This window comes from Muriicola sp., from assembly GCF_041567615.1.
Lineage (GTDB): Bacteria > Bacteroidota > Bacteroidia > Flavobacteriales > Flavobacteriaceae > Muriicola.
The window spans coordinates 1-12,904 of the sequence record NZ_JBFGBM010000064.1 but is presented as its reverse complement, the minus strand read 5'-3'; the positions used below and the strand labels follow the sequence as shown (position 1 = coordinate 12,904).

Sequence of the window (12,904 nt, the reverse complement as noted above, 5' to 3'; positions counted from 1 at the left end):
TTGGCAGCCTCTCCCATTTTAGAGATAGGCGTGGCCAGATCCGGAGTAAAGGGCCCGTTTAAATGGGGCTCCAGAGTACTCAGGTCAATCTCGATCACCTGGTCGAAATACTTTTCGGGTTCTCTGTATACCTCAGGATCTGCCGTCAGATAGGCCGCTACTTTTTTGGCCTCGTCAGCCACATCGGATCGGTCTGTGCCCCTGAGGTATCTGTCCATGGATTCGTCATATCCGAAGGTAGAGGTGGTGGCACCCACTTCAGCCCCCATATTGCAGATGGTTCCTTTTCCGGTACAGGACATGGAGGTAGCTCCTTCTCCGAAATATTCTATGATGGCCCCGGTACCCCCTTTTACGGTGAGAATGTCTGCCACCTTGAGGATCACATCCTTGGGTGCGGTCCAACCACTGAGTTTACCGGTCAGTTTTACCCCTATGAGTTTCGGGAATTTCAATTCCCAGGCCATTCCGGCCATGACATCTACAGCATCGGCACCACCAACACCTATAGCCACCATACCCAGTCCGCCCGCATTCACCGTATGGGAATCCGTACCTATCATCATACCTCCCGGAAAGGCGTAATTTTCCAGGACCACCTGGTGGATGATCCCCGCCCCTGGCTTCCAAAACCCGATCCCGTACTTGTTGGAAACGGACTCCAGGAAATCGAATACCTCGTTACTGGTCTGGTTGGCCCTTTTCAAATCGGCTTCCGCCCCTACCTTGGCCTGGATCAGGTGATCACAGTGAACCGTGGTCGGAACAGCCACCTTAGGCTTTCCGGCGTGCATAAACTGCAAGAGGGCCATCTGGGCCGTGGCATCCTGACATGCGACGCGGTCGGGGGCGAAATCCACATAATCCTTTCCCCTTGTGAAGACCTTTGTCGGGGTACCGTCCCACAGGTGGGAGTACAGGATTTTTTCGGAAAGAGTCAAGGGTTTACCCGAGAGTTCACGTGCTTTATCTACCCGCTCCGCCATCCTGGCGTAGACGCTTTTAATCATGTCAATATCAAATGCCATTATTTGTGTTTTTACCAATTGTTAATCTCCCAAAGATAAAAAATTAATAAGGGTTGGGGAAACTTTTTGAAGCCGCTCTGAAGTATTGTCAAGTCTGCAAAACAGGGCCCGTCGAAATGTTATTTTCCATTCCCACGGCCACTGAATTTAAGATGTTGTGAAGGGAGATATCTCTTTCCTGTAAGACCGGGTTCTACATCAGGTGGTTGATGATGTCCTCCTCAGTGATCCCTTCTGCCTCCGCCTTGTAATTCTTGATGATCCGGTGCCTCAGAATACCCAGGGCAACGGCCTGCACATCTTCGATATCCGGTGAGAATTTGCCATTTACCGCTGCATGGGCCTTGGCGCCTAGGACAAGGTTCTGTGAGGCTCTGGGGCCTGCGCCCCAATCGAGGTACTGGTTGATGTAATCCGATGATGACGGAGTACCGGGTCGGGTGCTGTTTACCAGTTTCACCGCGTATTCCACCACATTGTTGGGCACAGGGATCCTCCTGACCAGATGCTGTACGGTCAGTATTTCTTCAGCATCGAATAAGGGATTGATGGTCGCTTCCTCATCATCTGTGGTCTCTTTCACGATCTGTACCTCTTCCTCCATGGAAGGGTATTTCAGTTCTATGGCGAACATAAACCGGTCTAACTGAGCTTCCGGAAGGGGATATGTTCCCTCTTGCTCAATGGGATTCTGAGTGGCGAGCACAAAGTATGGTGCCTCCAGTTTATGTCTTTCACCCGCTATGGTCACCGCCTTTTCCTGCATGGCTTCGAGAAGGGCGGCCTGGGTCTTGGGTGGCGTACGGTTGATCTCATCGGCGAGGATGATATTGGCAAAGACAGGGCCTTTGATAAACTTGAACGACCTGTTCTGGTCCAGTACCTCGCTGCCCAGGATATCGCTGGGCATCAGGTCCGGGGTGAACTGAATACGTTTGAAATCCAGGCCGAGTGTCCTGGCGATCGTGTTGACCATAAGGGTCTTCGCCAGTCCCGGAACTCCGATAAGCAGGGAATGCCCGCCGGTGTAGATCGAAAGAAGGATAAGGTCTATAACCTCGTGTTGCCCAACGATGACCTTGGCGATCTCTTTTTTAAGCGCCTGGTGTTTTTTCCCTAATTCCTCTATGGCCTTTACGTCAGACATGATCTATTTCTTCACCCAGTTATTTGCAAAGTCGCAAGACTTGTTGGCTGCATTGACGCTCACATAGGTGTCCTTAATGTGTTCCTCCATCCATTCCTGAATGGCTTTGTACTGTTTTTCCCTCAGAGCCAACTCCTGGATCTTGAGGTAGTCCTTTGCGAAGTCGGCTTCGTGCTCGTCGTACCTGTTGGTCACTTTCAAGATCTTGTACTTGGGCGGCCCACCCCTGGGATCTGCTTCCAACAAGGGGTAAGAGATCTCCCCGTCCTTCAGGTTCCTTACCTGGTTGTAGAGGGTAGGATCCATCTTGGTCAGTTCAAAACGGGAGTCGAAATTGATGGGGTTCCTGAGGAGTCCCCCGTCAAACTTGGTCTCTTTTTCATCTGAAAAATTCAGGGCTGCCTCCGCAAAGGTATACTTCCCTTCCAGGACGTGTTTGCGGATAGTATCCAGCTCAATTTTAGCAGCATCTATGGCAGATTGGGGGATCTCCGGTTGGATGAGGATATGCCGGAGATCGAGTTCCTGCCCTCGTATCTTTTCGATAAAAATGATATGATAACCGAATACGGTCTCGAAAGGTTCAGAGATCTCTCCTTCCTGGAGGCTGAAGGCAACGTCCTTGAATTCCTTGACGAAAGGAGTTTGTCGTGTCATGCTGTAAAAACCGCCTTTCGACTTCGATCCCGGATCCTGGGAATACAGGATCGCCTTTACACTGAAACTCGCATCGTTATCCTCTACATCTGCTTTAATCTCCCTCAGCTTGTTGATGACCTTTTGCTTCTCCTCCTCCGGGATCTTAGGCATCTTTACAATCTGGGAAATCTCCAGTTCCGCTCCGAAAACAGGTTTTTCATCCTCGGGGATATTGCGGAAGAACTGGCGCACCTCTTCCGGGGTAACCTTGATATCACTTACGATCTTTTGCTGCATTTTCTCTGAAAGCATGCGGAGTTTGTTGATGTTGTAGAGTTCCTCCCTGAAGTCTTCCACGCTTTCTTTTTTGTAAAACTGCAGCACTTTTTCCATGGAACCCACCTGCTGGATCAATTGCTGGATCTGCCTGTCGCTGGTGGCATTCACCTCGTCATCGGAGACCAGGATACTGTCCTGCACCGCCTGGTGGGCGTAGAGGCGGTCTTCCATGAGTTTTCCCAGCAAACTGCAGTGGGTAATGTCTTCCGTTGAAGCGCCCTGGCTCCTGAGGTCGATCAGGGTCTTCTCAATATCTGAATCCAGGATTACATAGTCGCCCACTACAGCCGCAATACCATCCAGCTTGATCTTTTGAAACGAATTTGCGGTATCCACCTCTGTTACGACAGCTTCCTGCGCTATAGCCTCAACAGGTTCTTCACTTTCCTGTGCCTGCGAGAAAAAGGTGCAGGTCGTCATCAGCAATAGCAGAATCTTGGTTATTTCTTTATTCATAGATCTCAAATTCTTTACGTTTTACAGCTTCATCGAGGAGCTCTGTCTCCAGTCTGCGAAGGAAATCGAGTTTCCTTCGGTTGAGCAGGACCTGCCTCAAGGTAGGTTTAATGTACCCCAGAGGGGCTATTTCGTTAAAAGTCCGCACCTCCCCGGTCTTACCCAAATATACCCCCAGGGAGTCCTCCAATTCAAAAAATTGTGATTTTTTTAGGTATCTCTCCTCATTCTCATAGTTCAGGGGCGGAATCTCCTGAATGATTCTCGTGAGGGGAACCCAGAGGGAATCGTTGAAGTTCAGCTTTTTGAACTGCACCCCAATGGAGTCCAGAAAAACCTGGTCTTCCTGACTGAACCTGTCGAGTCGCTTCCTTACTTCTTCCTTATTCAGGAATTGTTTCGGCAATTGAACAAAACGAAGCTGAACCACCTTCTCCTTGAGCAGAAAATTCTCTTTCTCCATTTCGTAAAACTGCCGAAGCTGGGTTTCGGTCACCGTAGTATCTTCACCTCTGAGTACCAAAGCCTCTTTGTAGGCCCTGGTATACAGGTCGACCCGATAATTGGAAACAAGTCTTTCGAATTCCTCGATCTGTTCCTCGGTAAGATTGATCTGTGCCTTTTCGTATAATAATTGCTTAACAGCCCAGTTGTTGATGTAATTGGTTACCAGGGAGGCACTGTCCTGTTGGTTGATCGTGTTGTTGAGCAATGGTTGTATGTCCTCTCTGTAGAGATAGGCATCCCCTACCCTAGCAAGCGGAGCATTTTCGGGCACCCTTTTAAAGAGTCCTTCACAGGAGGTCAGGATCAGAAAGAGCAGGAGGCTTCCTAATATGGTCCCCGGATATACGTGATTTCCCGAAGCAAAATGCATTCCGCAAAATTAAGAATTCGAATCTCCTGAACAAGGATAACGCCTTGCATTAACAGATTTTTATTTTGCACTTCTCAATATTTAGTAATTTTAGGCCTCTACCTATCAGACTCATGAAATATCTCACCGAAATCACTGTGGAAGTCCCTCTGGCCGAATTCATTAAAAAATTTGACAACCCGGAGAACATGAAGTTATGGCAAAAGGACCTCATTTCGGTTGAACACCTCAGCGGAATCCCGGGAAAAGAAGGGGCCCAGATGGAACTGCACTACAAGATGGGAAAGAGGGAGATAGTCATGATTGAGACGATCCTGAAACGCAATCTGCCCCATGAGTTTCACGGCACTTATGATGCTAAAGGGGTGCATAATATTGTAAAAAATTATTTTAAATCCCTCGGGGAAAACTCCACGAAATGGATTGTGGAATCTGAATTTCAGTTCAGCGGATTCTTTATGAAGATGATGGCCTTTCTCATGCCCGGTGCCTTTAAGAAGCAAACCCTTAAATTCATGAGGGATTTCAAGAATTTTGCTGAGGGAAATACCAATAGTTGAATCCTATGGCCCAGAGCAGGAAGATCAAGTTATTATGGGATTTCAGGGGTCCCGATGCGCTGGAGATCGCCAGGCATCACGCAGTACACCTGTCAGAATTCATTAAAAAGGAAAATCTTCCTTTGGATATCAGCGGATTCGATGCCCTGTCCGAACAGCACGCGGTTGCGTATATGGTTGTCGAAGAGTCTATGATGATACAGATCCGTGATGCATTACTCCCTCATCGGGGGGAAGTTTATTCGGAACCGGCATCCTCCTAATCCCTGAAAATAAACGGACATGTGGAAACCAACCTCTCTTCGCACCATGAGTTTTCCCCTCCTGGGTCTTATCCTGATGGGCCTGACTGGGTGTTCGGGTGATCATCCTGACACGGATCCTCTGGAGCAGGTCCTGTCCTCTGAGGATCCCAGGATCAGAAACGTTATGGACGATCCCGCTCCTTATGAGGTCCAGATCAGGTATACCCAGATAGATCGGAAAGGCGACTCCTTAGTTTTCAGGGATTTTGATTATCAGGTCGATAAGGAACAATATTTTTATCCTGCCAGCACAGTGAAATTTCCCATTGCGGTTATGGCGATCGAGAAATTGAATCAGCTTGAAAACCTGAACCTCAATACGCGGTTTTACGTAGAAGGAGATACGTTGGAAACCACTTTTGGAAAGGAGGTCATGAAGATCTTTGCCGTAAGTGACAATGCGGCCAGTAACAGGCTGCTGGAATTCCTGGGCCAGGATGCCATCAACGCCGGATTCAAGACAAAAAATACAGGTCCCGCGAGGTTTTCCCACAGGCTCTCAGTGCCGGAAGCCGACGAGGTTACAACCAAACCCCTTATCGTCTATCTGAATGACAGCACCACCACCCTGTTGCCCGGCAGCGTCAACACTCCCCCGAAACCCTTGGAATTGAACCGGATCAAAAAAGGTATGGGGTATTACGAGGGGGATTCCCTGATGACCGGGCCGTTCGACTTCAGCCTCAAGAACTACTACCCTGTGTCTACGCAGCACGAGGTCCTCAAAAGGGTTATATTCCCGGAGGCATACGAGGAAAGAGAACGTTTCGGCCTCAGTGAATCCCAACGCTCCTTCCTGCTGGACGCGATGAAAATACTGCCCCGACAGGCGGGCTACGACCCGGTGGAGTATTACGACAGCTACGGCAAATTCTTTTTATTCGGGGACACCGAAGAGCCCCTTCCCAATCACATAAGTATCTATAACAAGGTGGGCTACGCCTATGGCACCCTTACGGATTGCGCCTATGTAAGCGATAAGGAGAATGGGGTAGAATTTTTGCTTACCGCTACGATCCTCGTCAACGAGGACCAGATATTCAACGACAATGCCTACGAGTACGATGAGATCGGGATCCCTTTTCTCGCCGCACTCGGGGAAGAACTCTACCGCATAGAGCTAAAAAGAAAACGATAGGAAGATGTCATCACTGGGATTTGAAAGTTTTACGAAAAAGATCTATATCAAGGCCCCCCTGGAAAAGCTCTACTGGTGCTGGGCTACACCGGAAGGGATCTGTTCATGGTTTCTCCAGGAAGCCGTGTATGAAAACAGGGAGGGGCGGGAAAGAAAACCGAAGGAATTCGTCGGCAAGGGCGATCGATATACCTGGCGATGGTATAACTGGGATGGGCAGGAGACCGGGGAGATCCTGCAAGCTAACGGTAAGGACAGGATCGAATTTTCCTTTGCCGAATTCTGCAGGGTGACCGTTGAACTGGCGAAGGATGGAGACCAGGTACTTATCTCCCTCACCCAGGCAAACATCCCCACCGATGAGGAGAGCAAGATAAAGCTGCATGTAGGTTGCAGCAATGGCTGGACCTTCTGGCTGGCCAACCTCAAGGCGTATCTCGAATACGGTATCCTCCTCCACGAGACCGAGAAAAACCTCAGGAAGATCCCCATGGCGAGTTTTGAGTTCGTGAATATATGATCCTCATTTCTTCATGGTATCTTCCGGGGAAACATTTAAAGCGAGTATTAAAGGTACATGTCATGATGAAACACTTCCCCGGGATTTTCCTGCTGCTTTTTGCGACTATCTTTTTGACGGGTTGCCGAGAGGAGAAGGGCAATGACAGTACCCTCCGTATAGCCATAGCCTCTAACCTGCAGTACGCCGTGGATTCGCTAGTAGCCAAATTTGAAAAGGATCATGAGATCACCTGTGAAGTGATACCGGGGTCTTCCGGGAAGCTCTTTGCCCAGATCAGGGAAGGTGCCCCTTTTGATCTCTTCCTGTCTGCGGATATGGAATACCCGGAGTCCCTTTTCGAAGAGGGCAGGACCCTTCAAAAACCCGAAGTGTTCGCATACGGTGCCCTGGTGCTATGGACAGGCAGACAGGATATCAAACCCTCCATGGAAATACTGACCTCGGATTCCGTCAGGCATATTGCCATGGCAAATCCGAGGATCGCACCCTTTGGAAGGGCAGCGCAGGAAACTCTGGTGTTTTATGGCCAGGAAGAGCAAGTCAGGGACAAACTGGTCTATGGGGAAAGCGTGGCCCAGGCCAACCAGTTCATTCAGTCCGGCTCTGCCGAACTGGGGTTTACTTCCCTGTCCATCGTTATGAGTCCTTCCCAAAGGGAACACGGCAGATGGATCCGTATAGACACTGATGCCTACCATCCCTTACCCCATGGTGCTGTACTCCTTAAGACCGGTAAGCAAGTAAAACCCGGAGCTACACAATTTTATGAGTATCTTTTTTCCCGGGATGGAAAGAAGGTCCTTAAAAATTTTGGATATTCGGTTCATGAATAGGTTTGAGGGCCATATCAGTGAAATTGAAACAGATGGAGGGTTATCTCTGGTCACGGTGAAGACTGCGAAAGATCTCGAATTCAGGAGCATCGTCATAGACACCCCTGATTCTGCCCCTTACCTGAAGAAGAACCAAAAGGTAGAGGTCCTGTTCAAGGAAACCGAAGTAGCCATAGGCCCTGAAAACATAAAGGACATCAGCCTGAGCAATAAGATCCCCTGTTCGGTGGAAGCAGTGGATAAAAGCACCCTGCTGAGCAGTCTGGACCTCAAATGCTCAGAGGGCAGGATACGATCCATCATCAGTACCCGCTCGGTCCGGGAACTGGGACTTGTTCCCGGGAAATCTGTATCGGCACTGATTAAATTAAACGAAGTGATGCTGGCACCGTTATGAACTGGGACCCCCTGATACTGACCTTTGAATTAGCCCTGACAACCACCCTGGTACTGCTGGTAGTTGGGATTCCCCTGGCCTACTGGCTCAGCAAGACCCGGACCCGGATAAAACCCGTACTGGAAGCCCTGGTCAGCATGCCCCTGGTACTTCCCCCTACGGTCCTCGGATTCTATTTTTTGCTGGCTTTCAGCCCGAACAATGCCTTTGGTGCCTGGATCGATACTTGGCTGGGAATCCCGCTGGTCTTTTCCTTTGCCGGACTCGTGCTGGCGTCGGTTATCTACAGCCTGCCCTTTATGGTACAGCCCATTCAGGCCGGACTGTCTTCCCTTCCTCCTTCCCTGTCCGAAGCAGCCGCTACCATGGGGAAGTCGGCTACCACTCAGCTCTTCCGTGTCCTGCTTCCGAATATCCGGAAGTCCCTCCTTACCGGAATCGTCCTCTCCTTTGCCCATACTGTGGGCGAATTCGGGGTGGTCCTGATGATCGGGGGAAATATTCCGGGCAAGACCCGGGTGGCTTCCATCGCCATTTACGATGAGGTGGAGGCCCTGAATTACGCCGCCGCCAATACGTATTCCCTGATCCTCTTTGTTCTCACTTTTATACTCCTTCTCTCCGTCTACCTGGTCAATGGAGGATATATAACCCGATTCTGGAAATGATCGAGGTCCGTATCCATAAAGTACTCCGATCGAAGGGGGGTGATTTTTCCCTCGACCTGGATCTGGCCATCCCCGAAGGAAAACTGATCACCCTTTACGGTCCTTCAGGCTCCGGAAAAACCTCTTTGCTGAGAAGCCTGGCCGGATTGCTCACGCCGGATAGCGGCCGTATCGCCAGGAGAGCACAGGTGTGGTTCGACTCCCAAAAGCGGGCTGACCTGTCGCCTCAAAAAAGAAACGTGGGATTCGTGTTCCAGGAGAATGCGCTCTTTCCCAACATGACGGTACTCGGAAATCTGAAATTTGCCCAATCAAAGGGTTCTTCACGAGAATTGGTGGAAGAACTCATCGCAGACATGGACCTGCAGGACCTCAGGGAGCGGTACCCGGATTCCCTTTCCGGGGGACAGAAGCAAAGGGTTTCCCTGGCCCGGGCCCTGGCTCAAAAACCTGACATCCTCCTGCTGGACGAACCCCTGGCAGCACTGGATGCCGGGATGAGAATAAAATTGCAGGAATACATCCTCTCCTCTCATCGCAAATTCGGACTTACCACCGTGATGGTAAGCCACGACCTGGCTGAGATCGTCAAACTCTCGGATATCACTGTGGTCATGGAAAAAGGTAGGATCAGGAATACAGGTACCCCCCGGGAGATCTTTATGGAAAGAAGGCTGAGCGGGAAATTTCAGTTCACGGGAACCTTGCTGGAACTGGATCGGGAAGGGGTTATTGCAGTCGCCAGTGTTCTTATAGGAAACCATATCATCAGGGTTGCGGCCCACCCTTCAGAAATGCAAGGTCTGCGTCCCGGAGACCAGGTCGTTGTGGCCTCTAAGGCTTTTAATCCCGTGATCTATAAGGTAGATGAAAGCCTCTAATTGAATAAACACTATGAAATTCAATAACCCCCCGGCACTGATCCTCATCGACATCCAGAAAGGACTGGAGGAAGTCGACTATTACGGAGGTGGAAGGAATAATCCCGAAGCAGAGCAGCAGGCTGCCTCACTCCTGGCGATCTGGAGGCGAAAGAAGTACCCCATTTACCATATCAAACACCTTGGGAAACCGCCATCCCCCCTGACCCCGGGGACAGTTGGAAATGAAATCAAAGACATCGTAAAACCCTTATCGGATGAACCCATTGTGGAGAAGGATACCAACAGCGCTTTCATGGGGACCCCCCTCCACCAAATGCTGCAGGATTCCGGGGTGACGGACCTGGTGCTGGTGGGCCTTACAACCCCTCATTGTGTTTCCTCCACGGCCCGTATGGCAGGAAACCTGGGGTATAAAACCTACGTGGTCGCTGATGCGACGGCCGCTTTTGATACCTTAGGCCCTGATGGAGCTCGTTACGAGGCCGATTTGGTCCACAGGGTCTGTCTGGCAAGCCTGCACCGGGAGTTTGCGACGGTCATTGAATCGGATATTTTGATCCCTAACGTATTAAACTCGACTAAAAAAGAATGATTCAGAAACTGGGAAAGAAGTTCACGGATATTTTTCAAAGGTTTATGCCGGATGCCTTTGTCTTTGCCCTTTTGCTTACCCTGATCACGGCAGCCTTGTCCATGACCTGGGTCGGTGCTACTCCTCTTACAGTTATACGCTCCTGGTATGACGGTTTCTGGATGTTGCTCGAATTTGGGATGCAAATGGTACTGCTGGTGGTCACGGGGTATTCCATCGCCCTTTCACCCCAGGTGAACAGAGGGATAGACCGTCTTGCGAGGCAGATCAGATCACCCCGGCAAGTGTATTTTTTGGTGGTATTACTCGGCTCCCTATTTTGCCTGGTGAGCTGGGGGTGGATGGTCATAACCGCTGTCCTGGGGCGGGAACTGGCCCTGAGGATCAAAGGGATACACTATCCGTATTTGATCGCCTGCATCTATTTCTCCAATCTGATATGGGTATGCGGCCTCTCCAGTTCCATTCCTCTGTTACTCAACACCCCTGGAAATTTCATAATAGAAGCCGGAATCCTTGAGACTACCCTGCCCACGGTAAATACCCTAGGAAGTGGACTCAACCTGGCCATGCTCTCCCTCATAGTGGTCACAGGCCCCCTGCTGATGCATTACCTGGCACCGAAGACCGAAGAGGTTCCCACCCTGGAGAAGTTACTCGGGTCGGAATCAGACAAGGCCTCTACCAGCATACATGAGGAAGCCCAACTCCCGAAACTGCCTTTCCGGGCATTTTCTGACCTGTTGAACAACAGTGTGATCCTGCAATATGTGATCGCCATCTCAGGTACGGTCTACCTGGTCCATCACTTTATGACCCGGGGACTCGACCTGAACCTGAACATCATGATCTTTATCTTTTTAATTCTCGGTCTTTTCCTTCATGGAACGCCTATGCGGTATGTGATCGCTATGAAAAGAGCTAGTGGAAATATCTCGGGTATCGTCTTTCAGTTCCCCTTCTACGCGGGCATCATGGGGATCATGATCTACACGGGTCTCGGAGAGAAACTGGCGTTGTGGATGGCTTCTGTGGCCAGCGTGGACAGCGTTCCCTTTTTTGCCTTCCTTTCCGGGGCCCTGGTGAATTTTGCCATCCCTTCTGCCGGAGGGGAATTCGCCGTGATCGGCCCTTCCATCATTAAAGCTGTACAGGAAATAGGAGCTTCACTGCCCCCTGAGGAACTGAACGCTCTGATCTCCCGGGCGGTGATGTCCGTGGCCTACGGGGAAAGCCTCACGAATCTGTTGCAACCTTTTTTCCTGCTTGTGATCATTCCTGTCCTGGGAGCAGGTACGAAAATTCAGGCCCGGGACATCATGGGGTACCTGGTGATCCCCTTCCTTCTATTTCTTGTATTGCAGTTGGCGGTGGTAACGTTATGGCCTCTTTGAATACCTCAAGAGTCTTGTGAGATTGAGAGATCGCTGTAAGAGTTTCCCACTGGTGGGCGGCTGATCTCCAATGTATACCTGTAGCGTCTGAAGGTTTCCTTCAAAACAGCTTACTTCTTTATTTTATAGGGTCTGCAAGGGTCTGCTCTTAAAAAAAAAGAAAATATTTCAGGAATTCCAGCGTTGTAGTTGTTATAATACCGTAAACCCAAAAAAGAATACCATGAACTTAACAATTTCAACTAAAATGAACTATGTAAAAAAATGGACCTTGTTCCTGGCCTTGCCAGCTATGTTGTTCTTTACATCATGCTCCAAGGAGGATGACACCTTTGCGAGGGTGACCGTCAACGGAACCCAATTGAATACGACTCCTTCAGATTTTGTCGTAGGGGATCGTTCTGATTTCAACGGGGACATCGACGCGAGTTTTACCGGAAACGGAGGAACCGCTATCCGTGTGTTCAGCTGGAACAACAATTTGAGTACAGCCGACTACAATGCGGATATTACCGCTACCTCTGAAGGTAGTTTCCGGATGATCGTTCGGGATTCAGAAGAAGTCACTGTACTCGACCGTTCCATCCAGGGAGGTGCGGAGCCGGATTCCTTTAGCGGTGTAACCTCTGCCGGGGCCTCCGGAATTTGGACGGTTACTATTGAGGTAACCAACTTTACAGGAGATGGAAGTTTTTCTCTGAGTGAAGGAAACTAATTGAATTTTCAATCATGAGAAAAGCGCTGTGTTACTCACAGCGCTTTTTTATTTTACCGCAAATTGAGCGTATTGAAATAATCTCATTAATTGTTAAATTTTCAGGAGATTTGGCGTTGAAGTTGTTATTATAATGAAAACCTAAAAAGCAATTAAAATGTACCTTACAGTAGTATCTAATTTAAAATTCTTAAGCAAATGGACGTTGTTATTGGCACTGCCTGCGCTGTTCTTGTTTACATCCTGCAGTAAGGATAATGATCCCTTTGTGAGGGTGACTGTTAACGGCACCCTGTTGAATACGAGTCCCTCCGATTTTGTCGTCGGGGATCGTTCGGATTTCAACGGGGATATCGATGCGAGTTTTACCGGGAACGGAGGATCGGCAACCAGGGTATTCACCTGGAAC

15 protein-coding genes are annotated in these 12,904 nt (G+C 49.6%); 11 read left to right on the top strand and 4 right to left on the bottom strand.

Features of this window, described 5'->3' with window-relative positions:
• From ABYP73_RS06165 to ABYP73_RS06150, 4 genes are all read right to left on the bottom strand, one after another.
• On the bottom strand, positions 1 to 1,028 hold a 1,028-nt coding region (locus ABYP73_RS06165; RefSeq protein WP_372973761.1), incomplete at its 3' end, for an aconitase family protein.
• A gap of 193 nt (positions 1,029 to 1,221) precedes the next feature.
• Entirely contained in the window at positions 1,222 to 2,175 is a 954-nt protein-coding gene (locus ABYP73_RS06160) for an AAA family ATPase (RefSeq protein WP_372944805.1), read from the bottom strand.
• 3 nt (positions 2,176 to 2,178) lie between these two features.
• Positions 2,179 to 3,609, bottom strand: coding sequence for a peptidylprolyl isomerase (locus tag ABYP73_RS06155; protein WP_372973760.1), 1,431 nt, complete (start codon positions 3,607 to 3,609; stop codon positions 2,179 to 2,181).
• Positions 3,602 to 4,486: a peptidyl-prolyl cis-trans isomerase gene (locus ABYP73_RS06150; protein WP_372944807.1), complete on the bottom strand. Its 885-nt coding sequence runs from the start codon at positions 4,484 to 4,486 to the stop codon at positions 3,602 to 3,604. The genes ABYP73_RS06155 and ABYP73_RS06150 overlap by 8 nt, the downstream gene beginning before the upstream one ends.
• Before the next feature lie 113 nt (positions 4,487 to 4,599).
• On the opposite strand from ABYP73_RS06150, the gene ABYP73_RS06145 reads away from it, so the two are divergent.
• The 11 genes from ABYP73_RS06145 to ABYP73_RS06095 all read left to right on the top strand — a co-directional run bounded on the left by ABYP73_RS06145 (position 4,600) and on the right by ABYP73_RS06095 (position 12,495).
• Positions 4,600 to 5,046: an SRPBCC family protein gene (locus ABYP73_RS06145; RefSeq protein ID WP_372944808.1), complete on the top strand. Its 447-nt coding sequence runs from the start codon at positions 4,600 to 4,602 to the stop codon at positions 5,044 to 5,046.
• A 5-nt stretch (positions 5,047 to 5,051) separates the two neighbouring features.
• Positions 5,052 to 5,309 carry a hypothetical protein gene (locus tag ABYP73_RS06140; protein ID WP_372944809.1) on the top strand — a complete coding sequence of 86 codons (258 nt, stop codon included), beginning with the start codon at positions 5,052 to 5,054 and terminating at the stop codon, positions 5,307 to 5,309.
• A 19-nt stretch (positions 5,310 to 5,328) separates the two neighbouring features.
• Positions 5,329 to 6,489, top strand: a complete 1,161-nt coding sequence (locus ABYP73_RS06135) for a serine hydrolase (protein ID WP_372944810.1) — start codon at positions 5,329 to 5,331, stop codon at positions 6,487 to 6,489.
• Positions 6,490 to 6,493: 4 nt separating this feature from the next.
• A complete protein-coding gene (locus ABYP73_RS06130) occupies positions 6,494 to 7,009 on the top strand; it encodes an SRPBCC domain-containing protein (protein WP_372973759.1) in 516 nt (171 codons plus the stop codon).
• Positions 7,010 to 7,071: 62 nt separating this feature from the next.
• Positions 7,072 to 7,845, top strand: a complete 774-nt coding sequence (gene modA / locus ABYP73_RS06125) for a molybdate ABC transporter substrate-binding protein (RefSeq protein ID WP_372944812.1) — start codon at positions 7,072 to 7,074, stop codon at positions 7,843 to 7,845.
• Positions 7,838 to 8,242, top strand: a complete 405-nt coding sequence (locus tag ABYP73_RS06120) for a molybdopterin-binding protein (protein ID WP_372973758.1) — start codon at positions 7,838 to 7,840, stop codon at positions 8,240 to 8,242. Before modA ends, ABYP73_RS06120 begins: the two co-directional genes overlap by 8 nt.
• Positions 8,239 to 8,910 carry a molybdate ABC transporter permease subunit gene (gene modB / locus ABYP73_RS06115; protein WP_372944814.1) on the top strand — a complete coding sequence of 224 codons (672 nt, stop codon included), beginning with the start codon at positions 8,239 to 8,241 and terminating at the stop codon, positions 8,908 to 8,910. The genes ABYP73_RS06120 and modB overlap by 4 nt, the downstream gene beginning before the upstream one ends.
• On the top strand, positions 8,907 to 9,791 hold the full coding sequence (locus tag ABYP73_RS06110; protein ID WP_372973757.1) for an ABC transporter ATP-binding protein: 885 nt from the start codon (positions 8,907 to 8,909) through the stop codon (positions 9,789 to 9,791). Before modB ends, ABYP73_RS06110 begins: the two co-directional genes overlap by 4 nt.
• A gap of 13 nt (positions 9,792 to 9,804) precedes the next feature.
• On the top strand, positions 9,805 to 10,386 hold the full coding sequence (locus ABYP73_RS06105) for a cysteine hydrolase family protein (protein WP_372944816.1): 582 nt from the start codon (positions 9,805 to 9,807) through the stop codon (positions 10,384 to 10,386).
• A complete protein-coding gene (locus tag ABYP73_RS06100; protein ID WP_372973756.1) occupies positions 10,383 to 11,780 on the top strand; it encodes a short-chain fatty acid transporter in 1,398 nt (465 codons plus the stop codon). The genes ABYP73_RS06105 and ABYP73_RS06100 overlap by 4 nt, the downstream gene beginning before the upstream one ends.
• 247 nt (positions 11,781 to 12,027) lie before the next feature.
• Complete coding sequence (locus tag ABYP73_RS06095; RefSeq protein ID WP_372973755.1) at positions 12,028 to 12,495, top strand: hypothetical protein; 468 nt, start codon at positions 12,028 to 12,030, stop codon at positions 12,493 to 12,495.
• The last annotated feature ends 409 nt before the right edge of the window (positions 12,496 to 12,904 follow it).